Source organism: Diplocloster agilis, assembly GCF_019042275.1.
Lineage (GTDB): Bacteria > Bacillota > Clostridia > Lachnospirales > Lachnospiraceae > Diplocloster > Diplocloster agilis.
This window is the reverse complement of sequence record NZ_JAHQCW010000014.1, coordinates 67,797-93,996: the sequence shown is the minus strand read 5'-3', so window position 1 is coordinate 93,996 and position 26,200 is coordinate 67,797. Positions and strand designations below refer to the sequence as shown.

Here is a 26,200-nt window from a genome sequence, read left to right as displayed (position 1 = left end):
GAAGGGCCATGAAAACAAAACATGAAAAAATAAGGCTCGCGGTGAAGGAAGTCCTGTTCTGGCTGCTGTCCCTGATTGTAATCGTTCCGTTTCTGATCGTAATCTTTAATGCGTTCAAGACTAAGCCGGAAGCCATCAACATGCAGCTGACACTACCGGAGGTCTGGCATTTTGAAAACTTTAAACAGGTATGGGACCAGGGAAGTATCCTGAATTCTTTGGTCAACAGCTTGATCATCAGCATTACCTCCGTAGTTGTAACGGTGGTCGCATCCGCCATGTGCGCCTATGTAATCAGCCGGAACCGGACAAAAGAGAATCGGTTCATTTATTTGTATTTTGCCATGGGACTGATGGTTCCGGTCAGCATGGTTTCTATCGTGAAGGTGCTTCGGGTGATTCATCTGTACAACACATTGCTCGGAAGTATCCTGGTGTTTGTGGCTTTGATTCTGCCGCTGAGCGTATTCCTGTATTACGGTTTTATCACAGGGATTCCAAAAGAACTGGATGAGGCTGCGGTGATCGACGGCGCCGGGGCGCTGCGGATCTTTACCCAGGTCGTCTTCCCGCTGCTAAAACCGGCTACCGTCACGGTCATTATGATTAATTTCCTGAATGTGTGGAATGATTTTCAGATTCCGCTGTATACCCTGCCGGACCCGGATAAGGCAGTCATCGTGCAGAAGGTCTATAATTTCTATGGAACTTATACAGCCAGCTGGAACCTGGTAAGCGTAACAATACTATTTGCGATCCTGCCGATCCTGATCGTCTATATCTTCGGACAAAGATACATTATCAGCGGTATGGTGGCCGGATCGGTGAAGGGGTGAGATTATGATAACAGCTGTATTAGCAGGAGCCGGACAGCGCGGCGCACAGGTCTATGCGGAATATGCGGTCTCCCATCCCAACGAGATGAAGATCGTGGCGGTGGCGGAACCGGATGAAGAAAGACGCAGGGAATTTGCGGCAAGACACCGGCTTCATGAGGATCAGATTTTTGCGGATTGGAAAGATCTGTTCGCAGCCGGTAAGCTTGCGGATTGCGCCATGATCTGTACACAGGACCGGTTTCACACGGAGCCGGTGAAGGAGGCGCTGAAATTAGGCTATCATGTGATGTGTGAAAAACCCATGTCGCCGGATGCCAAAGATTGTATCGAGATGGGAAAATACGCAGAGGAATACCACAAGACGCTGACCATCTGTCATGTGCTTCGCTATTCCCCGTTTTTTACAAAATTAAAAGAAATTCTGGATACGGAAGTAATCGGGGAGATCGTTTCGATCCAGCATATAGAGTGTGTCGGCTATTGGCACCAGGCCCACAGCTTTGTGCGCGGGAATTGGAGAAATTCGGATACGACAAGTCCAATGATTCTTCAGAAATCCTGTCACGATATGGATATTTTGAATTGGCTGATCGGAAAGCCATGTATTAGCATATCCTCTTTTGGTTCTTTGAAACATTTTAAGGCGGAGAATGCGCCGAAAGGAGCGGGAACCCGGTGCCTGAGCGACTGTAAGATCGAGGACAGCTGTCCGTACAGCGCAGCTAAGATCTATTGCCGGGATGAGGAATGGTATTCTGACACGATCCGGAAAGTGGTGGCCCTTAAGGGGACGCAGGAGGCAGTGACGCAGGCGCTTCAAACAGGACCATACGGGAGATGTGTCTATCGGTGCGATAACAACGTGGTGGATCATCAGGTTGTCAATCTTGAGTTTGAGGATGGGGTGACCGTCAGCTTCACCATGTGCGCATTCACCTATGAGGGAAGCCGTACAATGAATATCATGGGGACAAAAGGCCAGATCTTATGTGATATGGAGAAAAATATAATCGAAGTGAAGGACTTCCTGACAGGAGATAAGACGAAGACGACCGTAAAAGTGGGAAATTCAGGACATAGCGGGAGTGATGAGAAGTTTATGAAAGGTTTTATCAAAACCGTGGAAACAGACGGAGCTTTTACTCTGTCAGGGGCCCAGGTTTCTGTCAACAGTCACCTGATGGCATTGGCTGCCGAGGAGTCGAGAATTACCGGAAAGACGATCCATATGGAGGATTTCAGAAAAAAGGCAGAGCTGTCATAAAATGGGTGCGGTGATACAGGCAAACATGGTATAATATTGTGAAATAACTGTACCTATGTACCGGATTCTTTTCCAGGTACAAATGATTACATAATCAGTGATAGCGTCGGGTTGGGGCAAATTGTCAAGTTTGCCAACCGGCGCTATTGAGCGTAAATGATTACTATGAAGGATGAGGTGTCCTATGGACAGAAAAACGTGTTCCCTGTCTCAGAAGCTGTTCCGAACTTACGCAGGCTGGTTTTTGTTGTGCCTGTTTATTATCCTGTGTCTTGCGATCTGGTATGTGGCTACGGTGATTAGCCAGAATATTGCAGATACGAGGGAACAGCTCAGCCAGAATATCGATGAGAATATTGAAAATTATTTTAAAAATATGAATTCTTTTTCCATTGAACTTTTGAATTCCGGTGAATTTAAAAAGGCGGCGGTCAGCCGTCTTCCGAAATTATGTGATACCGGAATGCAGGGGGCATCGGAAGCCTTCTCCACCATGTATCTGGAGTCTTATAAAATGATACAGGAGAAGTACCGGATCGGGATTCTGGTGGATAATCAATATTATATATGGATGGGGCATAGTTATTATATCAGTCCGGTGGACACGGCGCAGATACATACGTACGACGACCTGGTGAGGGATGAAACCCCGGTTATCCAATATCTGAGTAAAAACGAATATCTGGAACAAACCGGTGGGGAACGCTTTGCAAAGGAAAAGGAGCAGAGCTATATCACATTGTCCAGAAGTATGGACCCGGGTAATCGGTATTTGAATGGGCGGGCGGTTCTGGAGATCATGACGGATGTGGATGAGTTTCAAAACATGATTTCCGGCTTGTCGGGAAATACCGACGGCCAGGGTCTCCAGGTCAATATATACGATACATACGGACAACCAATCTACATAGAATCGGATCTGAATCTGACCTCATATGTGGAGAAGGGCGTAACCGGCGTCTCTCGCCAAAAGGGGAATATGATAGATGTCCATAAGATTTTTAACGGCAGACTGACTGTTATTTATACGATCGATAGCGCTACTTATTATAATAAGCTGTTTTCTTTTCTTATCATGACCCTGTTTTTAAGCATCCTGATCTTTGGCGCGATTACGGTGATTACCTATAAGATCTCGGAGCAGATATCCAAGCCGATTCACAATATGTGCGGGCGGGTGCGGGGGATGGATCTGAAACGGGGTATCCATTTTGAAAAAGTGGAAACCCACATCGATGAACTGGAATTTTTATCCGATTCCTTAAGGGAGATGAGCGTGGATCTGGGTGAATCCCTGCAAAACATAATCACGCTGAAGGATTATGAGACGCAGGCTCGGATGCTGGCGCTTCAGGCGCAGATGCAGCCGCATTTTCTGTTCAACACGCTGACTATGATCGGGACGCTGGCGGAGGAGACCGGAAATGATAAAATTACGCGAATATGCCTGAACCTCACGAAGATGTTCCGGTATATTGCAGACAGCGGACAGGACGGAGTCCGGATGTTTGAGGAAATCCGCCATGTAGAGCAATATGTCGAGATCATGAAAGAACGCTTTCCCACATCTAAGGTGCAGATTGATATTCCTCTGGAGCTTATGAACTGCCGGATTCCGAAGCTGATCGTCCAGCCCCTGGTGGAAAATGCGTTTAAATATTGTAAGCGGCAGAAGCCTGAGATTACCGTTCGCGGCTATCTTCTGGAGGATGGCAGATGGACCGTGGAGGTGAAGGACAACGGAGACGGCTTCCCGATAGAGAAGAAAGAGGAGATCATGGAAAAATGCCGGGAAGGGATGAAGGATGAGAAAGCATTGTCCAGCCAGATAGATGGAATGGGACTGGTAAATGTGTTCGTCAGACTGAAGCTTTTCTTTGGTGAGAACATGACCTATCATATAGAAGCCCTGGAAGGGAAAATCGTGATCGGAGGTTGCATAAATGGGGATGCAGGAACAGTTTAAAATCAGGACACTGGTAGTGGAAGACGAGGAGAAAATTGCTGCCGGTATTTGTCATAAAATCCAGTCGGTGGATGTTATGTTTGAAATCGTCGGTTGTGCGTCAAACGGAAAGGAAGCGCTGGATAAAATAGCCGAACTAAAGCCCCATGTGGTTTTTACGGATATCGCCATGCCTGTGATGGATGGAATGGAGCTGGCCAAAGAGATCAAAAACAGCAGTCCCGATATCATTATTGTGATTATATCCGGGTATTCCAACTTCGGTTATGCCCAGAAGGCGATCAGGTATGGGGTGTTTAACTATCTTCTCAAGCCATTGGAAGAAGAAGCGCTGCAGGAAACGTTATTCGATATCAAAAAAAGCCTGTCCCATTTTACGGTCCACAGACAGCGGCATGTTATTTATTCCCCTGAGTACCGGATTGTGCCGGAACAGGGAGAATGCTTTTTGCTGATTGAACTGTGTATGGGTAATGTGATCTATAACCTGCAGGATGAGGAGGTATGGCGTTTCTATGAGGAGCAGGCGGGAACAGTACCGTGGAAGGTGATCATGACGGAGCTTTGCGAGGAAGAGCAGGAATGGTTCGTAGCGGATGAGCATGCGCCGAATCAGAAAATGATCGCCATAAAAGCGAAGCAGTCTGACGATGTCGCAATGGAGGAACACATGAAAGCATTGACCGCGCTGATACAGGAGTATACGGAACTTCCGGTGACCATGTGCGGGGTACGCCATGCTGTTTTGCAGAAGGATGTCTGGGACGGTTCCAAGCAGCTTCGCAATGTCATCAAACAGCGTCTGGTAATCGGCAGGAACAATATATTCTTTCCGGATGAGGACGGAACGTTTCGGCATGATCTGCTGGAAATCGTCAAGATGAAAATGAATACCTATATACGCCAATATTTTATCAGTACGAATCTGGAAAATTTTATGAATGAAATCCAAACGGTATTCGAATATATGGAGAGTAAGCATGCCTCCCAGGAAAGTATTGAAAAGCTCTGCCTCTATGTGTTGAAGCTGCTGGAGTTTTCGAGCCAGGAATATGGACAGAATTTTCTGGATGAGATGCAGATGCGTATGATCAGAAGTATCAGTATATCCGTATCGGAAAAAGAGCTGTTTGAAAACCTCATGCGCGAGTTTAGGAAGGTAAATCATTTTATGGAAAGCATTTATGAGGACAAGATAGAGAATCGGTTGCTGGACTATGTCAGCGAGAATTACCTGACAATCGAAAGTGTGGAACAGATCGCGGACGAGTTCGGTTATAATTACGCATATCTTTCACGGCTATTCAAGAAAAAAGCCGGAGTGTCCATGAACCGGTATATTACGGAAAAAAAGATCGGACTGGCAAAGCAGCTTCTGAAGGAAAATCCGAATATGAACCTGACAAAGATCAGCGATCTGTGCGGCTATAATGACTATCGGTATTTCAGCCGGGTATTTCGGGCTGAGACAGGAATGACACCGGGCGAGTACCGGGAGTAAAAAAAGTCCACACAAAGTGGTCAGGTCTGACCCTTTCGTTTGGAACAGATTTCCTTATAATCATATTATATGGGTGTTGTTATATGGGTGTTGCGTTCACTAATATGAGAAAGAGGAGATTGCAAAATGAGGAAAACTGTTTTATGGAAAAAAATAGTTGCGATTTGCGGCTGTGTGACCATGATTATCCAGACGCCTGCGCTGCCTGCATATGCGGCGGAGACGGATCAGATGACGGAGCCAAAACTGCGTTTTGAGATGGAAAATCTGACAGATGGCATGGTGGAAGAGACGATCAGCGGGACAAGTTATGCCGTAAACGGCAGTACCGCGCTTACGCAGGGCCGTCAGGGAGAGTATGCGCTGGAATTCAACGGAACCGATACATACATCGATCTTGGCACTGCTTTTCAGCCAACCGGCGCGTATACGATGATGGGGTGGATCAGGCAGGCGCCGGATCCGGCCGATGGACAGGCGGTGTTTTATCGCGGAAACACAGGAAAAGCCGAGAATCAGCTGGGGGTCAACATTAAGAACGCGCAGGTGTATCACGCGATGAGTGTGGGCGGTTCCAACTCTTCCTTTAAGGAAGGCTTTTCGGAGGCCAAAGCGACGGTAGGTCAGTGGCACCATATTGCCGTTGCCAGAGAAGGCGCTGCGGTATCCTTTTATATCGACGGAGCGCCGGCGGGTACATTGGCAGTGCCCGCAGATGATTTTGCAGCCACTGATTATCCGCTGTACATAGGGATTAACTGTGATAAAGACGGAAATGTATATGCCAAAAATGCATTCAACGGAGCGATGGATGATCTGCGTCTGTATGATACCGCCGTATCCGCAGAAGAAATCGCGGCGATCTATGACGCGGAAGCACAGAGTTCCTTTACGATTGTGGAGGAAGAATCCGAAAACGGAAAGCTGACTCTTACATTTCCCAAGATGCCGGCGGATGTTCAGGACAGCGAAGTTACACTGAAAGCCACTGCAGATGGGGCGGAGAAGGCAGTCAATGTGACCGGTTTTTCTTATGAGTCGTCAACCGGTCAGGCTGTCATTACATATGAGCCGTTTACGAACATGTCGGCAGCCGATCTGACCGTTACCCTGGAGGTTACCTACGCCTGGGAAACATTGGAAACTTCTGTAGTACTGCCGGGAGGAACTAACAAAGCGCCTGCGGCGGCGGATCTTAAAGTGACGAACCTGTCCGTATCTATGTTGGGGGAAGATCCCAGTGTAAAGGGGATGCTGAAAGCCGAATATACGTTTTCGGATGAGGACGGCGACGCTGAGGGCGATACTAAGTTTCAGTGGCAGATAGCAGACGCACAGGACGGGCCATTCGAGGATCTCTCCGGCATCTGCGCAGAGACGGTTATCCTGCTGGATAAGTACGAGGGTAAGTATCTGCGCTGTAAGGTTACGCCAGCGGATGAATTTGGCAACAGAGGTACGGAATATTTCACACCGTCCACCTCTGCACCTGTCAAGCACACCGACGGCAATCCGCTCACGGACTGGTTCTATGATGCAGAATTCGGAATTTCTCATCATTTCCTGTCCAACTACTTTAATCTTCCCGGCACCTACGCCGATGACAGTGAAAAGTGGGACCGGACGACCACAACGTGGGATGAGTACGTGGGTCAGTTCGACGCGGAAGAGTACGCGAAGCAGGTAAATGAGACAGGCGCGAAATATGTGCTGCTCACCCTGGGACAGAACTCAGGAAGCTACTGCGCCCCCAATGCGGTCTATGATCAGTATATGCGTGAGGCAGGGCTGTTAAAAGAGGGAGAGCAGAATCCCAAGACTACCTCTATGGAGAATGATCTTCCGATGAAGATTGCCAAGGCGCTTGAACCATACGGGATCCGTCTGATGCTGTACTTACCTTCCAACCCTCCTCATTCCGCCTGCTGGGATGAATCAGGTACTCCAAACGGATATGGATATTTCAGCGATTATCTGGTGACGAAAAAAGTGTTTGACTATACACCCGGCCAGGATGGCGTGCCGTCTCAAAAAGCCAGAAAGGTGCTCTCTGAGATGGTAGCCTGGTGGTCCGAACACTATGGCGACATGGTATCGGGATGGTGGTTTGACGGCTTCTATCACAGCGGTGCAGGCAGCCAGCTGGATATGAGCCTGGAGTATAATGTCTCTTCCTTGGCGAACGCCGCAAAAGCAGGCAACCCTTACAGCATTGTTACATTTAACAAGGGTACCTCCGCCTCTGTCAATCACAGTAAAATTACGGATTATACGGACTATACGGCCGGAGAGGCAGGCGGGCTTAATCCCGGGTTGTCCGACACACGCTGGGCAAGCGGCGACTGTCAGCTCTTCCACTTCGCCCCTCTTGGGGCCACCGGCACATGGCAGAACCGCTGGGGCTGCAAGGGATCTTCACGCAGTGTGGATGAGATGTATGAGGCGCGGACCGGCGCTATGGATAACAATTTTGTACTCTGCTTTGATCTGAAAGTAAACGCGCGGGGTGAGCTGGATCCCACCGCATTCGATCAGCTAAAGCAGGTGAACGAACGGATAGATACTACGCCCCCCACCGCGCCTTCCGCGCTGACAGCAGTTCCGGCAGAAAGTAATCATATCCGTCTGGAATGGCAGCCTTCCGAGGAAAATGACGGGGTGATGAAAGGATATAACATCTACCGCGACGGTGAGTTCCTGGCCTTTACGCAAGATACGAGCTATGTGGATGCGGATACCAAGGAGAACACGGAATATACCTATACGGTAAAAGGGGTAAATGGAGCTAATCTGATAAGCGACAGTTCCAATGAAGCAAAAGTCACTGCAGGAAAAGATACGGAGGCACCGCAGATTAAAAAGGTGACCGCTGTATCCAGAACATCCATAAATGTAATATTTGATGAACCGGTCACAAAACTGACAGCGGAAAATGTAAAGAACTATACGATATCTTCCGGTGTAATAGTAACAAAAGCTGAGCTGGGAGCAGACGGAAAAACTGTGACGTTGACGATCTCCGGTATGGATTCGGAAGATCTGCTGGTTGTCACCGCCCGGAATGTGACGGATACTTCCGAAGCGGGGAATATCTGTATCAAAGACAGCGCAGGCTTAACACTACGGACGCACTATTACAAATTCGATGATGTCTCCAGCGATAGCATCAAGGATTTTTCCGGTGATGAAGATGGAACAAAGATCGGTACTTTAGAAGCCGGAGACGGTAAAAACGCCGGCGCGGCCAAGCTTGACGGCAAAAAGAATGATGGGGTGCAGATCACATCCTCCGCGTTTGCAGGTACTGACAGCTTTACCATCTCGGCATGGTGCAACAGCCTGGGGAGCACAGGCCAATCACAGACCCTGTTCTCCAGTGTCACCAGCGGGACTGCGGGCAATAATGGCATATGGTTTTATATTCACAGAGATACCCGTAAACCCGGTGTGGAAGTGGAAGCTGCGTCAGGCGGCGGTACGCTTAGCGGAAGCAAAGCCATAGACTTTAACGCATGGAATCATCTGGCGCTTACCTATGAAAACGGCACGATGAAACTGTATTTGAACGGAGAGGAGATCGGATCGAAAGAAGGAATCACAGGATTCGACGCCAGCAAATGGAAAAAGAATCTCTGTCTGGGCGTCAATACCAATGGCAGCACTTACCTCCACGGATTCAACGGCCTTCTGGATGAGTACAAAATCTATGCAGCAGCTTTGACTCCGGAAGAAATCAAAGCGCAGGCGGACATGACGGAATATAAGCCGGTAATCTATGACGAAGATCATGCCTTTGACAAGGCCAATGCCAGGAATGAAGTCATTGTGCATATGGATGCCAACGGTTACAAAGTAAGTAAGGTATCCTGCGGTTCTGATCTGGATGCAGGAAGCTATACAATCGCCCCGGACGGCACAGGGATTATTTTGAAACCAGAATATCTGGACACGCTTGAGAACAGGACTCATACTTACCAGGTCACCTTCACGGATGGTTTAAATGAGGAAACGGCAAGTTTTCAGGTGAATGTGACGGATCGGACTGACCTCAAGAAACTGTACGAGGAAAATAAAGACCGGGCAGAGGAGGAATACACGGAAGCGACCTGGACACCGTTTGCGGAAGCGTTGGCAGAAGCCGCGCGCGCTCTGAACGATGACAGCTTTTCCCAGCCGCAGATTGACAAAACGGCGAAGAACCTCTCAGATGCGGCAGCTGGACTGAAAAAAGCACCTGCAGTAACCGTAAAATATAAGGTTACGGTAACAGGAGGATCCGGAAGCGGAGAATACAAAAAAGGCGAGACAGTGAAGATTACAGCGGCTGTTCCGGAAGGCATGCGTTTTATAAAATGGACATCAGCCGATGTATCTCTGGAAAATGCGGGGGCCCAATCAACCAGTTTCCGTATGCCTGGTAAAAATGTCAACGTGAGCGCAGAGTTTGAACAGATCAAGGATGAACCGCAGCCTACGGAAAAACCGATTGCGGTGGATAAATCCGGTCTGCAGAATATTTATGACAAATACGTAAGCCTGAAACAGGATAATTATACGGATGCCAGTTGGAAGACGTTTGTTGAGGCCAGGGATCACGCGCTGACTGTTCTGAGAGATGATAAAGCGGTACAGCAGCAGGTAAACGAAGCGAAAGAAACGTTAGAAAATGCGGTAAAGGGACTGCAGGAGAAGAAGCAGGATTCCGATGACCATTCGGATCAGTCACAGCAGTCAGACCAGTCACAGCAGCAGACCGCAGATTCTCCGGAGACCGGAGACGAGGCTCCCATCACGGCGTGGATTCTGTTCATGCTGGCGGCCGGCGGGGCAGTGATAGTCCTGCTGTTCAGAAGAAAATACGAGGATACATCCGCACGATAAAATAAATGCCTCATAAATGAGCAATAAGTAAAAAGTAAGAAACAATAAGTAAAAAGTACCCTGATAGCAAGACGCAGCAGAAGAGGGCTGGGTCGAACGATCAGGGTTCTTTTTTGTTCCAGCGTAGCGTTTCGCAAGCGAAACTCTTTTCCATTCCATTGGTAAATGCACTAGTGTAAAAAAACTCCACTATCTCTGGTCAGGTTTGTACATTATGTTTCCTTAGATTATCCGATATAATTTGATTAACTAACACAAAGTGCTAGGAATAAAATACAACCTGAGGAGGGAGAAAATGCAGAAAAGGTATCGTGGATTCAAAAGACGCCTTGCAATGTTACTGGCCTGTACGGTGATATTTACATCGCTGACAGGCATTGAGGCATTTGCGGGAATTCTGAGTGATGCGGCGAAAGCGGGGTTTGTAAAGCTGAGCGCTGAGGATACCACCTTTATCGCTACGCCTTATACGAACGAAAAGGGCGAAGTTGTGGAGGGGCTTGAGAATGCCGTATCCGGCAAACGTCACTGGCTCGAGACATCAGAACCGCTACCGGTCGAAGTGAAAGAGGAAAAAGGCAGCCTGACGATCGGCAACGGTATTGTCGAACGGAAGTTTAAAGTACCGGAAATAGGAGGCAGCGAATTCTATACGGCAAGCTACAAAAATCTGTATATTGACAAAGAGATGATGGACACGGGCGACGTCAAGCCGGATGTGTATCTTGGACTCTATGATAAGCCGTATCGTGAGGTTTACAGCGATGAGGGGATAAAGATCACACATGATCCGATCTCATCCGCTGATAATACGATTGAAATACCGGAAAGCTGTATCAAGGTGGACCCGGATTATTATTTTATCGGAGGAAAGCAAGCCGGCAATACCTTTGTTTTTGACGGTTATGAGATTCAGGAAACCTGTGAAAAACCCTTTGAGTGGGCCCCTAACGAATTCTTTGGGGATCCGGCGGCGAAGGAATGGCCGCCGAAGGGAAAACATCTGGAATTCAACTTTTCTGCGCCGACTGATTTCCCCCAGGCGTACCAGGGAATCAAGGTCAAAGTCATTTATGAGATGTATGATAATGTCCCGGCCATGAAAAAGAGGGTGGAAATTACCAATACCGGAGATCAGCAGGTGATGATCGGCCGCCTGGCGCCGGAGGTATTAAACGGCAACCAGGATATGGAGGACCTGCTGGCATTAGAGACAGACTTTACCTGCGGCGATCAGAGTACCCTTCCGATCAACAGGGCGCTTCCGTGTAAATGCGGGTTGGAAAAAGATAACAGCCCGTTCCTGGAGCTTAAGGATATCGCTCATACCTGTTATGAAGTAGGGCCGGCTTACGAGCTGGTAAAAGATCAATCGATGATCGGATTTAATACCTACGAATTTACCCACAGCACCTACTGGTTTGAACTGAAGATGCGGGAAAGGCTGGGGATCTACCGCACCCTGTTCCCGTGGATTACGGATAATCCGCTGACCCACCATAATACGGGAGCATTGACGAAGGAAGTGATCGATGAAGCGGCGGCGGCCGAATTCGAGATGATCATCCAATCCTACAGCGCGCCGGATTCTTCCGGTCAGATGTTAACCCGTGACCAGGCGACGCTGGATCATTATAAGGAACTGGTAGATTATGCGCATAGCAAGGGAATCGCGATCGGGATCTATCAGGCGCAGTATCAGTTAGGGCAATATAAGAAGGGCGAGGCATACGGCACGAACGCGACCGGACATTGGGACGGATGGTGTGTAGCCACGGCAGCCTTTGATGATTATTGGGATAATTTCAAAAATTTTGTCCAATATACGGGACTTGACTGTGTGGAAATCGACGGTACGTATCCCGGGACCTATTGCAACAGCGGAGAAAAGCATGTAAACGAGGATAAAGAGACCGATCCGGCGGACCCCACGGATACGACGACCGGAAAAGCTTCCAAATATAGTTTCCACAACGGCGTCTTCGACTCTGTGGTGAAACAATGGGAGAACAGTGTCCGCATGATGTGCAAGGATTTCCGCGACATGGGCGTATATATCAAAGTGCCTGCGTGGTATTACTTAAACGGCGCCAATAAATGCGGTATCGGTTATGAGGAAGCGGCCTGGAGCCAGCCCCGGCATGAACAGCTGATGTATGGACGCCAGATCATGTATAACGCTTCCTATGGTAGGACCATGTCCATGAGCTGGTCACATGTACCGTTTGCCGAGTATCATGGCGGCGGCGGAGACGCGGCGTTCCAGCCGTTTAAGGACAAAAAAGAGGATTATAACTGGGTGATCGCTCAGAATGTGGGTAACGGAGTCAATTCTGACTTCCGGGGACCTCATTTATACGACGATGGAACACAGGATATTCTGAATAAATGGGTGGAATTCTACAAGCGTTACCGCGGCATCGTGAATTCCGATATGGTACATATTTCCCAGGCAACCTACGACGCGGCGGGAACCAACAGACAGCGCGGTACGAAGATGGATACGCTTTACCATGTCAACGCATTGAACGAGGGTGAAAAAGGCCTCCTCTGGGTATATAATCAGACGGATGAAGAGAGAACGGAGATTATTAACGTACCCATGTATTATACCGGCCTGTCGGAGGGACTGAATTATCCGCCGGTACCGTTAAATGGGTCACTGGGCAAGGATGTCCACAGGTACGGGGCATATCCTCCGAACTACAAATGGATACCGCAGACCGAGGCGAATTACCGCCAGCCGGATACAAAGGCCGGAGATTACGGGGAAGCGACATTCATGAAGCAGGGCGTTCAGTCGGAGGTATTATCCATTGACTCCAATGGAAACGCACAGCTGAAAGTAACGCTGCCGCCCATGAGCTTTACCTACTACAGCATCTATGATACGGCAGAGGCGCCGGAAGTAACTCTGGATGTTGGAAAAGTAAGCGGACTTGAGGCCAGGGAGGTCACTGAGAATTCCGCAGAACTTCACTGGGACAAGGATGTCAGCTTCACTATGACAGAAAACGGCGTGGTAATCCCGAATCCGGCAGTTACGATTGACGGTTATATGATCTATCGGGACGGCGAACTGATCGCCCAGACGATGGATAACACGTATACGGATTCCGGACTGAAAGAGCAGCAGAAATACACCTACACAGTGAAGGCGGTAGCGAACGGTGTGGAAGGCGCATTGAGCGATCCGGCAGAAGTGGACACCCAGACCGACCTTGCGGCTCCGCTGGTGGCTGGAATCAAGGCAATCAACGATACCACCGTCGAGATCAGCTTTAACGAGAACGTAGATGCTGCAACGGCGGAGGATACCGCGAATTACAGCATTTCAGACGGGATCGCGGTAAAAAGCGCTGCCGCAAAGGACGAAAAAGTTACGCTGACCACAGATAAACTTTCGCTGCTGCAGCCTTACACGCTGAAGGTAGAGAAGGTGTGTGACGCATCCAAAAACAAAAATGAGATGGAACCGTATGAACAGAGAGTGATCTACGGCTACATCGCTAAGTTTGGCTTTGAACAGGCAGACGAAGGTCTGATTACAGATGCTTTTCATAATTATACCGGCAAAGCTTATTATATGGATGAACTGGAACAGACCTACGGATCTTCCGTAAGACTGAATGCGGATAAAAAATCTTACGGCAATCTGGGAAGCGGACTGCTGAAGGGAATGGAACAGTATTCCATGAGTGTCTGGTTCAAGACGGACCAGTTGGAAAAACAGGTTCTGTTAAGTCAGGGACAGGATAGAATTCCAGAAGATGACCTGACTCTCTGGACAGAGAATGGAAGTCTGAATTTCCACATCAGTGACGGGGACGGAAATGATGTCACACTCCAGGGAGGGACTATCGTTTCGGATCAGTGGAACCTGGCCGCGGTTGTACGGGACGGGGACACCTTTACCCTTTATCTGAACGGGGAAGCGATAAGCACTCAGAGCGCCCAGGTAGGGGTGAATCATACACAGAACGCCCTGTTAGCCGGAGCAATGACCAACAATGCAGGCGGTGACCGTGTGTACTTCTACAGCGGAGACTTAAGCGAGATATCCATTTATAATGTACCGCTGAATGCAGAACATGTAAAATTACTTGCCCGGTCCGGACTGGCGGCCCTGAGCAAGGTGATGGACGAGGCTAAAGCTGTGGACGGAAGCCTCTTTACCGACGAGACCTATCAGGCATTGAAAGCTGTTATGGATGAAGTGGACAGCAAGGATCCGGCCGGCATGATGCCCGCGGAGATTGCCGATTTGATAGAACGGCTTCAGGAAGCACAGGACAAGCTTGAGCTGGTGGATGGCAGCAAAGCGCTGACAGCCCTTTACCATATGGATGAAGAAAAAGGCGAGACAATCGCAAACGCGATTCCGGGGCATAACGCCAAGTTTATAAACGGAGAATATATGAGAATCGGTACTCCGTTCCGCCGGGGAGCATACCTGTACGAAAATATACAGAATTATATCTCAATCCCGGATTCACCGATCGGTGGGATGGAACAGTTCACGGTGAACGGCTGGTTTAAAACGCAGTTGTATCTGGACACGGAGGTTACGGATACGGTCGATCCGGACAACCAGGTGCAGGGTACGCCCAAACAGGTACTCCTGGCAGATCAGGAAGGAAACTTCGTACTGTCCCTTCAGAAGCGGAAATTGGTACTGGAAGTTACCGGCGGGGATAAAACCGAGGTGCTGACAGCGCCGGAAGAATTTGCTATGGAGGAAGTGACCGGAGGCGAGACTCGCCAGGCATGGAATCATTTTTCAGTCGTTCGCAGCGGGGATACCTTTACCCTTTTCCAGAATGGGACGCAGATGGGACAGATATCACTTGCAAATGTGACCGTCGGGGATTCCCTGACGATCGGTGCGAAGCTGAATGCGCAAAAAGAAAGAGAACTCCAATATAATGGTTTGGTAGATGAATTCTCCTTCTACGGGGCAGCGCTTGAGGACGCGGATATTACGGCGGCGTCACAGGCCATTCCTTTCCGCAAATCAGAGAGGGAAAACATCGCTTTGGGCAAGAAGCTGAATAGTGACGGTATGTCCGATGCGCAGCGGCTGAACGACGGCAAAGTGTTGGATTATGCCGGTATAGAAAGAGATACGCCGTGGACGGCCCGTTCCAACGGTACGGTAGGGAATCAGGGACTGAAGTATGAGATCGATCTGGGTGCGGTTTATGATATTGATGCAGTATCCCTTACACAATTCTTCCGAAATTATAAAAATGAAGAGTTAAGAAGATTCCGGGATGTTGTGATCCAGATATCGACGACGGCCGACTTCGCAGCGGAAAATACCGTGACAGTCCTGAATACGGATACGGAAAACCGGATGGGATGCGGAGCAGGCAGCGACCAGACCTTCTACAGCTTTGTATTAGGCAATGACTTTATCCTGGATCAGCCGGTACCCGGACGGTATGTAAGATTAAAAAACAGCGGTTTTTATAATCTGTCCGGAAATTACTCGGGCTATGTGAATGTATCCGAGCTGGAAGTATATGGCACAAAGGCGCCTGCCGAACCGGAATTAGATGTCTCCGCAGGAGATATCGATCTGAAGGTAGTCGGAGACAGAGAATTTGTTGCAGTTACGGTAGATGCAGATACGAATCTTACGGATCTGACTGTCACATCCGGCGACCAGGGTATCGCAACCGCAAACTGGAGCGCTGCGGATGGTCTGCAGATCAACGCGGTAAGCGGTGGAAAAACGGATATCACACTGACGCATCCCAAGGACAGCAGTCTGACAAAGACGGTCCATGTAACAGTGGAAGGGCTGGAACCAACAGCGGTAATTAATGATAATGATCCGGCGATTGTCTATAACGGAGGCTTTTCCTACTATAGCGGGCGAGGCGGAGATCCGGACGGAGTGACGGAATACAACAGAGATATCCACTATGGAAATACGGAAGACGCAACTGCAGAATATACATTTATGGGAAGCGGAATCGACATAGTTACGACGGTCAATGTGGACGGCTGCCTCCTGGGAGTCAGCATTGACGGGGAAGCACAGCCGGATGTAAATACAAAGACTCCGAATGATACATATTTCAAACGGGCAAACCAGATGTGCGTATTCAGTAAAACGGATCTGCCATACGGCGAACACACCATTCGTCTGGAAAATAAAGGCGGGAACATCACAGTAGATGCCTTCCGCGTCTATGCCGATGAGAGCAAACATCTGGTATCCTTAGAGGATGTCACTGTAGAGACGCCTTTGCACGTGCTGCCGGTATTGCCGGAGACTGTGAAAGCTACTTACGGAGACGGACAGGTGATGGATGTGGCTGTGACATGGGATGAGGTGTCCCAGGATCAGGTCGAAATAATGCAGGAATTTACGGTAGAGGGAAGTGTGGAAGGGACCGCGCTGAAAGCGAAAGCGACCGTGACCGTAGGGGAGGCCGAGACTTATGAGGTCGTCTTCATGATGGACGATGGCGAATATGCCAGAGTTTCCGCAGAAAAGGGACAGGATATTGTGATGCCGGAAGATCCGGTCAAGGAGGGCTTACGTTTCACCGGGTGGTTTACCCAGGCTACGGGCGGTGAGAAAGTAGAAGATTTTACGACGTCCAAGATAGTTTACGCACAGTTTGAAGAGATCCTCTATCATATAACCGTATCTCAGACCGAGCATGGCGAGATCCAGGCAGATAAGGAGACGGCGGCCAAGGATACAAGAGTGTACATAAGTGTAACGCCGGAGAGCGGTTACCGCCTGACGCAGGACAGTTTAACGGTTCTGTTCGGGGAAACGCAGGTTCCGGTGGAAGTATCCGGAGACAGCTATAGTTTCGTGATGCCGGAGAGTGATGTCAACATCTCCGGAAGCTTTGAGCCGGCTCCCAAATATACGGTGACTGTGACGGACGGAACGGGCAGCGGTGAATACGCAGAAGGCGAGCAGGTTAGTATTACCGCAAATCCGGCTCCGGAAGGAAAGGAATTCGACCGTTGGATCAGCGATGATGTGGAGGTCGAACTGCCGGAAGAGGAAACAACCACATTCCTGATGATAGCTCAGGATGTAACGGTAACCGCCACATACAAAGACGTTCCTGTAATCGACAAGTCTCATAAAGTCACCGTGAAAGGCGGAACCGGATCCGGTAATTTTGAGGAAGGAACAACAGTGCAGATCGCTGCCGACGATATAGAAGGAAAGCGTTTTGTCAAATGGATCTCAGATGACGTGGAGTTTGCTGATGCCGCATCCGGCAAAACCAGTTTCACCATGCCGGGTAAAGACGTCACGGTGGAGGCAGTCTTCGAGGATATAGAAGAAAGTAACTACCTGGAACGGTCCGTAGATGATCCGGATCACAAAGGATTCTTAATCCACGGACAGCAGGTCCATAAAAACGCAAAACTGTCGGTAGAAGAATTGAAGCTGGATGACTGTAATGCGTGCAAAGAATTTAGGGAGTATCTGGATACACATGAGAGTTCCCTTGTCTGGAGCGGAAACCTGACGCTGAGTGAAGACTTTAAGGGACAGATCACCGTTACCATTCCGGCAGATCCCAAATATAACGGCTCAAAAGTGCTGGTGCTTCACGCTGTACCGGCCGGGCTGGAACGATTTGAAACCACGGTGAACGATGGCCGGGTACAGGTTACCGTAAGCAGCCTTTCTCCCTTTGCAGTATTTACAGCGGATGATAACGAGCCAGTGAAGACAGATAAATCCGGACTGCAGAAGATTTATGATAAATGTGCAGAGCTAAAGCAGGGAGATTACACGGATGAAAGCTTCAAAGCCTTTACCGATGCGAGAGATTACGCGCTGAAGGTTCTAAAGGATGATAAAGCGACCCAACAGCAGATCAATGAAGCGGTCACGAAACTTGAGAACGCGGTGAAGGAATTGAAGATTAAGAAACAGAATCAGGATAAGGACAATAATTCTGATCAGCAACAGTCAGAGCAATCACAACAGACGACGAGCGCGCCCCAGACTGGGGATGGCGCACCGATCGCGGTATTGGTTTTGGTCGCGTTGGCAGCCATCGGCGCAGTGATCTTCATCCTGTACCGGAAGAGACAGGGCAGCGGGGAACACAAAGCAGAATAGACCGAGCTTAACAGAACAAAAAAATAGTGTAGAAAAACAAGAAATAATAAAGAAAAACAGTAAAACAGCGGAGCGCTTCAGATAAGCTCCGCTGTTTTGCCGTTCTTCGGTTACTCCGCTATTCTTCGATTTCTCCAGCCCAGTTAAAAGCAAATTTTGCTACAATAACTGCAATAATTTCATTGATTATCGCAGCTGCAACAATTGTTCCAGACACAATGGCAGCAAGAGAAGCATCAAACGCAGTTAAGGTGGTAGCGGCGATTCCCGTAAATACCAGGGATACCCCTGAATGCGGGAGCAGTGTAAAGCCAAGATATTTTGTAACGACAGGCTCGGCTTTTGTCAATTTGCCGCCCAGGTAAGCACCGCCGATTTTTCCGACAGCTCTCGACAGAATGTAGATGACTGTAAAGAGTCCGGCGCCGGCGATCAGGCGATAGTCCAAAGGCATGCCGAGGTTCACAATGACTATGACAAGTGACAGATTCAACAGAGGATTATATAGCTTTAAGGTGTCTGTGAGTTCCTCTTCGGGTATAACATTGACGACCGCAGCGCTGAAGGCCATGCCGATCAGTAAATAATTCAGACTGAATGAATGGAATAGATAATGGTCAATCAACAGACCACAAAGCGCTGATACACAGAGGAAAAACAGCAGAATAACCAGGCGAAGCCGAATGCTATTTGTCTTCTTCATGAAAAGTGAGGCGCAAAGTCCTGCGAAAATGCCAATGGCAAATGGTAGTAAAACCATACCGGCGATTGCAAAAGGCGAGGCAGAGGAGCTTCCGTTCACTCCGCTTACAATAGAAATTACGGTAAAGAAAACGATAACACCGATGATATCATCTATTGCGGCAAGAGGAAGCAATGTTTTTGTGACAGGACCGTTTGTGTGATATTCATTTACAATGGACAGGGCGGGCGCGGGAGCGGTCGCCAGTGCGATGCCTCCGAAAATAAACGCTAAATAAACAGGAATATCCGATATTACAAACACAACAGAAAAAGCTGCGGTAACAAATATAAATGTTCCAATCGACTGCACAAAGGTAATACCGATAATTTGCTTGCCTGATTTTGCAATTTTTTTGAAGATGATTTCACGTCCAATCATTACACCGGCGAAACATTCAAAGAATTTTATGAGAACTTTGTACCATAAGGCGTTTGTAATATCCAAAGTTACCACCTCGGCAAGATAGGGTCCGAAAACAATACCTGCGATCAGCCAGCCAAGGATAGCAGGCAGTTTAAGCTTTGATATCAGTTTACCGCAGACAGAAGCAATACAAATGATTGCGAAAATATGAAGCAATCCTATGATCATAACAATTGCACCAGCCTTTCTATGACAGCGTTGGGATCGAGCCGGGCATTACAAAGCTTTTCAAATGAGCCGTCTACGATGATTCGGAGAGTCTTCCTGTCGGCTTCTGAGGTTTGGCCGTCAAATGATGCGGTGACTATTTCCCACAGAGCATCATTTTGTTCTGTGGCATAGGAACAGATCGTCTTATTCAACTTATACTTATTAAAAATATCTTTGCGGATCATTGTTTTTGAATCAAAGTAAAGATGAAGCAGCTCAAAACGGGAGGATGCCGGATTGCTGATTACCAGCATTTTTGCCTGTTCTTTTACATCGGCATAATATGTTTCGTATAAAGCCAAGGCAAGCGTTTCTTTGTCAGGAAAATATTTGTAAATAGTTTTTTTGGAAATGCTTAATTTGTCTGCCAATGTATCTATTGAAAATTTTAAGCCTTCCTGCCGCAGGCTTTCAATGGATGCTTGGATAATTTTTTCTTTCATTGGAAACGAAATCTCCTTTTTTTGTTTCCATTATAGTTAATATGTTTTTCCATGTCAAGATTCGAAGAGTAGACTCCCTTAAAAAGGTATTTTGCAGCATGGGGAAAAAGTGCTTGCAATCTGGTTATCCAAGTGATATACTAAATAAGATAATTACAAGGTAGAATGACTAGAGTGGGTGAATGCCCACTCTTATTTGTTGGTATAAGTAGAAGGAAGGTGTAGGAATGACAAAGAGAGAGCAATACGAACGAGAGACGGAAAAGCTGCTGATACCAATTATAGAAGCGCATCAGTTCGAACTGGTGGATGTAGAGTATGTAAAAGAAGGCAGCAACTGGTACCTGCGGGCCTATATTGATAAAGAAGGCGGAATCACTGTCGACGACTGTGAACTGGTCAGCAGGCAGTTAAGCGATCTGCTGGATGAGAAAGATTTGATTGACGAAGCGTACATTCTGGAGGTTAGTTCTCCGGGGCTGGGGCGTCCGCTTAAGAAAGAAAAAGACTTCTTAAGAAGTATCGGGGAAGAGGTAGAAGTGAGAACCTATCGGCCCATCAACCGGTCCAAAGAGTTCACCGGAATTTTAAAAGAATATGATAAAGACAGCGTGACCCTTGCGTTTGAAGATGAACAGACCATGAAAATCGCGAGAGCGGATATCGCATTGATCCGCCTGGCCTTTGATTTTTAATCATATTAGGAGGAAAGTGAGAAAATGAATACGGAATTAATGGAAGCTTTGAACATTTTGGAAAAAGAGAAGGATATCAGCAAGGAAACCCTGATGGAAGCGATTGAGAACTCCCTGCTGACAGCCTGTAAGAACCATTTTGGAAAAGCGGATAATGTAAAGGTCAATATCAATCATGAGACAGGGGAATTTGCGGTATTTGCCGAAAAGACCGTTGTGGAAAAGGTGGAGGACCCGGTGCTGGAGATCAGCCTGTCAGACGCCAAGCTGATGGATTCCAAATACGACCTGGGCGATATCGTCAATGTAGAGATCAAATCCAAGGAATTCGGCCGGATCGCCACCCAGAACGCCAAAAACGTAATTCTTCAGAAGATCCGGGAGGAAGAGCGGAAAGTCCTGTACAATCAGTATTATGAGAAGGAAAGAGATGTGGTTACCGGTATTGTACAGCGCTATGTTGGGAAGAATGTCAGTATTAATCTGGGCAAGGCGGACGCGCTGCTGACCGAGAATGAGCAGGTCAAAGGCGAAGTGTTCCGTCCCACGGAGCGGATCAAGCTGTATGTGCTGGAGGTAAAGGATACGACCAAGGGGCCGAAGATTCTCGTTTCCAGGACACACCCGGAGCTGGTGAAACGTTTGTTTGAAGAGGAAGTAACTGAGGTGCGGGACGGAACGGTGGAGATCAAGAGTATTGCCAGAGAGGCCGGTTCCAGAACGAAGATTGCCGTGTGGTCCAATAATCCGAATGTGGACCCGGTGGGGGCCTGTGTCGGTATGAACGGCGCCAGAGTCAATGCCATCGTCTCCGAACTGCGGGGAGAAAAGATAGATATCATCAATTGGAACGAGAATCCGGCGCTTCTGATTGAAAATGCATTAAGCCCGGCCAAGGTCGTGTCCGTTATCGCGGACGCGGATGAAAAGACAGCCAAGGTTGTGGTTCCGGATTATCAGTTATCACTTGCCATCGGTAAGGAGGGCCAGAATGCGAGACTGGCCGCCAGACTGACCGGCTTTAAAATAGATATCAAGAGTGAAACCCAGGCGCGGGAGGCCGGTGACTTCTATATGGAAGATCTGGGCTATGAGGACTATCCGGAGGATCTTCAGTACACGGATGTGGATTATGCAGATGAAGAGTATACGGATGAGGACTTTGCGACAGAAGAATATATAGAAGATTACGAACAGCAGTAAGTCTTCAAAGGAAGTGGTAGATTGAGTACAAATAAAAAGATCCCGTTACGTAAATGCACCGGCTGTGGTGAGATGAAGAGCAAAAAGGAAATGATCCGCGTCTTAAAAACCGCAGAGAACGAAATTGTGATAGATGCCACCGGAAAGAAAAACGGCAGAGGGGCTTATCTTTGTTATTCCCGGGAGTGTTTTGAGAAAGCGGCCAAAAGCCGCGGCCTGGAACGCTCCCTGAAGATGAGTATCCCGAAAGAAGTATACGAGCGATTAAGAGAGGAGTTGGATGCTCTTGAAACAGAATAAAGTCCTGTCCCTCATAGGTCTGGCTACCAAAGCAGGCAAGACGGCCAGCGGAGAATTTTCCACGGAGAAAGCGGTAAAATCCGGGAAGGCGAGCCTGGTGATCGTAGCAGACGAGGCATCCGACAATACCAAAAAAATGTTTCGGAATATGTGTACTTACTATAAAGTGCCGGTATACTTTTTTGGTAGTAAAGAGGAACTGGGTCATGCAATGGGTAAAGAAATGAGGGCCTCGTTAGCGTTGCTGGACGCAGGGTTTGCGAAGGCAGTGGAAAAGGAACTTGTTAATACTAACGCGGCAAAAACTGGAGGTAGTAAGTATGGCGAAATTGAGAGTATATGAGTTAGCAAAAGAATTAGGCAAAGAGAGCAAGGACGTGTTAACGGTCCTTGCGTCGAAAAATATAGAAGTAAAATCACATGCCAGCAGCCTGTCTGATGAACAGGTGGATATGGTGAGAAAAAGCTTGTCCCCAAAAGCACAGGTACAGAGCCAGGCAAGGCCCCAGAGCCAGGTACAGCGCCCGTCCGCACCCGCCGGGGAAGCGACGGCGCATGCGCCCGAGGCGCGTCCGCAGCAGGAGGTACCGAAGAAAAAGCCCAATATCATTCAGGTATATAATCCGCAGAACAGCCAGCAGGCTTCGCTGAACCGCCAGTCGGGCCGTCCGCAGGCAGGCAGGCCCGGTCAGAATCCCAGACCCCAGGGACAAAGGCCTATGGGAAGCCAGCAGGGAGCAAGACCGGCGCAGGGTCAGGGCCAGCCGGGAACGAGGCCGGTACAGGGCCAACCGGGAACCAGACCGGTGCAGGGCCAGGGCCAGCAAGGAACCAGACCGGTGCAGGGCCAGGGCCAGCCGGGAACGAGGCCGGTACAGGGTCAGGGCCAGCCGGGAACGAGGCCGGTACAGGGTCAGGGCCAGCCGGGAACCAGACCGGTACAGAGCCAGGGCCAGCCGGGAACCAGACCGGTGCAGGGTCAGGGCCAGCAGGGAACCAGACCGGTACAGGGTCAGGGCCAGCAGCAGGGAACCAGACCGGTACAGGGTCAGGGCCAGCAGGGCGCCAGACCGGTGCAGAGCCAGAGCCAGCAGGGAACCAGACCGGCCGGTCAGGCAGGAAACCAGGGTGTCAGGCCGAATGGCTCCTATCAGGGGAATCAGGGGCAGCGTCCGCAGGGACAGCAGGGTTCCCAGAACAGACCCGCAGGAGCATCCCAGTATAACAGACCGAACGGCCAGCAGGGGAATTCGTCTCAAAGACCGGCAGGAAATCAGCAGTCTTATGGATCAAACAGACCCTATGGACAGCAGAATAATAACGGTAACAGGAACACAGCGGCCGGCCAGGGCCAGAGAAGCGGCCAGGGCCAGTATAACCGTCCGGCGCAGGGAGACCGCCCGAACGGACGTCCGAACCAGGGTTCCGGCCAATACCAGAATCAGGGTTCCGGCCAGTATCAGAGAAACTCCCAGGGCCAGGGCGGCCAAAGAAGCGGCCAGGGCCAGTATGGCAACCGTCCTTATCAGGGACAGAACGGCAGGCCTCAGGGTCAGAATAACCGTTCCCAGGGAACCAGGCCGGGAGGCGCTCCGTCGATGAGAGATGGTCTTACGATACCGAAGCCGCCTCAGACAAAGGCTACGGAGAAGCAGAATGTTACCTCCAGAGCAGAGAGAGGGGACAGAAACGACCGCAGCAGAGATAAAGACAGGAACGGCCGGAATGACCGCCGTGGATATCAGGATAACAGGCCGAACCAGAGAAATATGGGCGGCAAGGGCAGAAATAACGCCCCCGCGCCGAAGCCGGTTCAGCAGGAGCCGAAGGAAGTGACGATCCGCACCATTATCCTGCCGGAAACCATGACGATCAAAGAGCTGGCAGAAAAGATGAAGGTGCAGGCGGCCGCCGTTGTAAAGAAACTCTTCTTACAGGGATCGGTGGTGACCGTCAATCAGGAAATCGACTTTGAAAAGGCCGAGGAGATTGCGCTGGAGTTCAACTGCATCGCGGAAGCGGAAGTAAAGGTGGATGTGATCGAAGAATTGCTGAAGGAAGAAGAGGAAGATCCGGCTACCCTGATTCCCAGACCTCCCGTTGTATGTGTTATGGGTCACGTTGACCATGGTAAAACATCTCTGCTGGATGCGATCCGGAATACCCATGTGATCGACAAAGAAGCCGGAGGCATTACCCAGCATATCGGAGCCTACACGGTATCCATCGACGGGCAGAAGATCACCTTCCTGGATACGCCTGGCCATGAGGCATTTACCGCCATGCGTATGCGTGGAGCGAATTCCACCGATATCGCAATTCTGGTGGTGGCCGCCGATGACGGCGTGATGCCCCAGACCATAGAGGCGATCAACCATGCCAAAGCGGCAGGAATAGAAATAATCGTAGCAATTAATAAAATAGATAAGCCCAGCGCCAACATCGAGCGTGTAAAGCAGGAACTGACCGAATATGAACTGATTCCCGAAGACTGGGGCGGCAGCACCATCTTTGCGCCGGTATCCGCTCATACCCATGAGGGAATTGACAATCTTCTGGAAATGATCCTTCTGACGGCCGAGGTATGCGAGCTGAAGGCAAATCCCAAGAGAAGAGCCAGAGGACTGGTAATCGAGGCAGAGCTTGATAAAGGAAAAGGCCCGGTGGCCACCGTCCTGGTACAGAAAGGAACTCTGCATGTGGGAGATTCCATCGCCGCCGGTTCCTCCTACGGAAAAGTCCGTGCGATGATGGATGATAAGGGCAGAAGGGTAAAAGAAGCCGGACCGTCCACGCCTGTTGAAATTTTAGGATTAAGCGATGTTCCCAACGCCGGTGATATCTTTGTGTCGCCGGAAAACGATAAAGAGGCAAGAAATTTTGCGCAGACCTTTATTTCCGAAGGCCGCGAGAGACTTTTGGAAGATACCAAAGCCAAGATGTCGCTGGATGACCTGTTCACACAGATCAAGGCCGGCAATGTCAAAGAGCTGGGTATCGTGGTGAAGGCCGATGTCCAGGGTTCTGTGGAAGCGGTCAAACAAAGTCTGCTGAAGCTGTCCAACGAAGAAGTGGTCGTGAAGATCATCCACGGCGGCGTAGGCGCCATCAACGAATCCGACGTCATCCTGGCCAGCGCCTCCAACGCAATCATTATCGGCTTTAATGTCCGCCCGGACGCTACGGCGAAAAATACGGCGGAACGCGAGGGCGTGGATATGCGGCTGTACCGCGTAATTTACGATGCGATCGCCGATGTGGAAGCGGCCATGAAGGGCATGCTGGATCCTGTCTTTGAGGAGAAGGTTCTGGGCCATGCGCAGGTGCGTCAGACATTTAAGGCATCCGGGGTCGGAACGATCGCCGGCGCTTATATACTGGATGGTATCTTCCAGAGAAACTGTACGGTACGGCTGACCAGAGACGGAGTGGTTATCTATGAAGGACCGCTGGCCTCTCTGAAGCGTTTCAAAGACGATGTGAAAGAAGTCAAGAGCGGCTTTGAATGCGGGCTTGTGCTGGAAGGCTTCAATGATATCAAAGAGGAGGACCTGGTCGAGGCGTATACCATGGTCGAGGTCCCCAGATAATTTCCCACAGGCAGTGCCTGATGG

Annotated in this window: 13 protein-coding genes; 11 read left to right on the top strand and 2 right to left on the bottom strand. The window is 49.3% G+C overall.

Features of this window, described 5'->3' with window-relative positions:
* Positions 1 to 8 precede the first annotated feature (8 nt).
* From KTH89_RS10220 to KTH89_RS10195, 6 genes are all read left to right on the top strand, one after another.
* Positions 9 to 836 carry a carbohydrate ABC transporter permease gene (locus tag KTH89_RS10220; protein WP_238721530.1) on the top strand — a complete coding sequence of 276 codons (828 nt, stop codon included), beginning with the start codon at positions 9 to 11 and terminating at the stop codon, positions 834 to 836.
* Positions 837 to 840: 4 nt separating this feature from the next.
* Positions 841 to 2,103: a Gfo/Idh/MocA family protein gene (locus KTH89_RS10215; protein ID WP_238721529.1), complete on the top strand. Its 1,263-nt coding sequence runs from the start codon at positions 841 to 843 to the stop codon at positions 2,101 to 2,103.
* A 184-nt stretch (positions 2,104 to 2,287) separates the two neighbouring features.
* Positions 2,288 to 4,069 carry a sensor histidine kinase gene (locus KTH89_RS10210; RefSeq protein WP_238721527.1) on the top strand — a complete coding sequence of 594 codons (1,782 nt, stop codon included), beginning with the start codon at positions 2,288 to 2,290 and terminating at the stop codon, positions 4,067 to 4,069.
* The gene (locus tag KTH89_RS10205; protein ID WP_238721525.1) at positions 4,047 to 5,570 is read left to right on the top strand and encodes a response regulator; all 1,524 of its coding nucleotides are present in this window, start codon (positions 4,047 to 4,049) and stop codon (positions 5,568 to 5,570) included. Before KTH89_RS10210 ends, KTH89_RS10205 begins: the two co-directional genes overlap by 23 nt.
* 126 nt (positions 5,571 to 5,696) lie before the next feature.
* Positions 5,697 to 10,451: a LamG-like jellyroll fold domain-containing protein gene (locus KTH89_RS10200; protein WP_238721523.1), complete on the top strand. Its 4,755-nt coding sequence runs from the start codon at positions 5,697 to 5,699 to the stop codon at positions 10,449 to 10,451.
* Positions 10,452 to 10,746: 295 nt separating this feature from the next.
* Positions 10,747 to 18,567, top strand: a complete 7,821-nt coding sequence (locus KTH89_RS10195) for an InlB B-repeat-containing protein (RefSeq protein WP_238721522.1) — start codon at positions 10,747 to 10,749, stop codon at positions 18,565 to 18,567.
* Positions 18,568 to 18,685: 118 nt separating this feature from the next.
* Here the strand turns inward: KTH89_RS10195 and KTH89_RS10190 are convergent, their stop codons facing one another.
* Together KTH89_RS10190 and KTH89_RS10185 are read right to left on the bottom strand one after the other, a co-directional pair.
* Positions 18,686 to 19,903, bottom strand: a complete 1,218-nt coding sequence (locus KTH89_RS10190; protein ID WP_238721520.1) for a cation:proton antiporter — start codon at positions 19,901 to 19,903, stop codon at positions 18,686 to 18,688.
* A complete protein-coding gene (locus KTH89_RS10185; RefSeq protein WP_238721519.1) occupies positions 19,900 to 20,388 on the bottom strand; it encodes a TetR/AcrR family transcriptional regulator in 489 nt (162 codons plus the stop codon). Before KTH89_RS10185 ends, KTH89_RS10190 begins: the two co-directional genes overlap by 4 nt.
* Before the next feature lie 227 nt (positions 20,389 to 20,615).
* On the opposite strand from KTH89_RS10185, the gene rimP reads away from it, so the two are divergent.
* The 5 genes from rimP to infB are packed head-to-tail and all read left to right on the top strand — an operon-like array spanning position 20,616 to position 26,176.
* Entirely contained in the window at positions 20,616 to 21,083 is a 468-nt protein-coding gene (gene rimP, locus KTH89_RS10180; protein WP_238721517.1) for a ribosome maturation factor RimP, read from the top strand.
* 24 nt (positions 21,084 to 21,107) lie between these two features.
* Positions 21,108 to 22,286 carry a transcription termination factor NusA gene (gene nusA / locus KTH89_RS10175; protein ID WP_158344087.1) on the top strand — a complete coding sequence of 393 codons (1,179 nt, stop codon included), beginning with the start codon at positions 21,108 to 21,110 and terminating at the stop codon, positions 22,284 to 22,286.
* 21 nt (positions 22,287 to 22,307) lie between these two features.
* Entirely contained in the window at positions 22,308 to 22,586 is a 279-nt protein-coding gene (rnpM, locus tag KTH89_RS10170; RefSeq protein ID WP_238721515.1) for an RNase P modulator RnpM, read from the top strand.
* Positions 22,573 to 22,929, top strand: coding sequence for a L7Ae/L30e/S12e/Gadd45 family ribosomal protein (locus KTH89_RS10165; RefSeq protein WP_330654953.1), 357 nt, complete (start codon positions 22,573 to 22,575; stop codon positions 22,927 to 22,929). The genes rnpM and KTH89_RS10165 overlap by 14 nt, the downstream gene beginning before the upstream one ends.
* Positions 22,907 to 26,176 carry a translation initiation factor IF-2 gene (gene infB / locus KTH89_RS10160; protein ID WP_238721514.1) on the top strand — a complete coding sequence of 1,090 codons (3,270 nt, stop codon included), beginning with the start codon at positions 22,907 to 22,909 and terminating at the stop codon, positions 26,174 to 26,176. The genes KTH89_RS10165 and infB overlap by 23 nt, the downstream gene beginning before the upstream one ends.
* The last annotated feature ends 24 nt before the right edge of the window (positions 26,177 to 26,200 follow it).

Coding starts and splice junctions, on each gene's coding strand:
- KTH89_RS10185 (WP_238721519.1), bottom strand. CDS start 20,388: ATGAAAGAAAAAATTATCCAAGCATCCATTGAAAGCCTGCGGCAGGAA.
- nusA (WP_158344087.1), top strand. CDS start 21,108: ATGAATACGGAATTAATGGAAGCTTTGAACATTTTGGAAAAAGAGAAG.
- KTH89_RS10205 (WP_238721525.1), top strand. CDS start 4,047: ATGGGGATGCAGGAACAGTTTAAAATCAGGACACTGGTAGTGGAAGAC.
- KTH89_RS10195 (WP_238721522.1), top strand. CDS start 10,747: ATGCAGAAAAGGTATCGTGGATTCAAAAGACGCCTTGCAATGTTACTG.
- KTH89_RS10210 (WP_238721527.1), top strand. CDS start 2,288: ATGGACAGAAAAACGTGTTCCCTGTCTCAGAAGCTGTTCCGAACTTAC.
- KTH89_RS10190 (WP_238721520.1), bottom strand. CDS start 19,903: ATGATCATAGGATTGCTTCATATTTTCGCAATCATTTGTATTGCTTCT.
- rimP (WP_238721517.1), top strand. CDS start 20,616: ATGACAAAGAGAGAGCAATACGAACGAGAGACGGAAAAGCTGCTGATA.
- KTH89_RS10200 (WP_238721523.1), top strand. CDS start 5,697: ATGAGGAAAACTGTTTTATGGAAAAAAATAGTTGCGATTTGCGGCTGT.
- KTH89_RS10215 (WP_238721529.1), top strand. CDS start 841: ATGATAACAGCTGTATTAGCAGGAGCCGGACAGCGCGGCGCACAGGTC.
- infB (WP_238721514.1), top strand. CDS start 22,907: ATGGCGAAATTGAGAGTATATGAGTTAGCAAAAGAATTAGGCAAAGAG.
- KTH89_RS10220 (WP_238721530.1), top strand. CDS start 9: ATGAAAACAAAACATGAAAAAATAAGGCTCGCGGTGAAGGAAGTCCTG.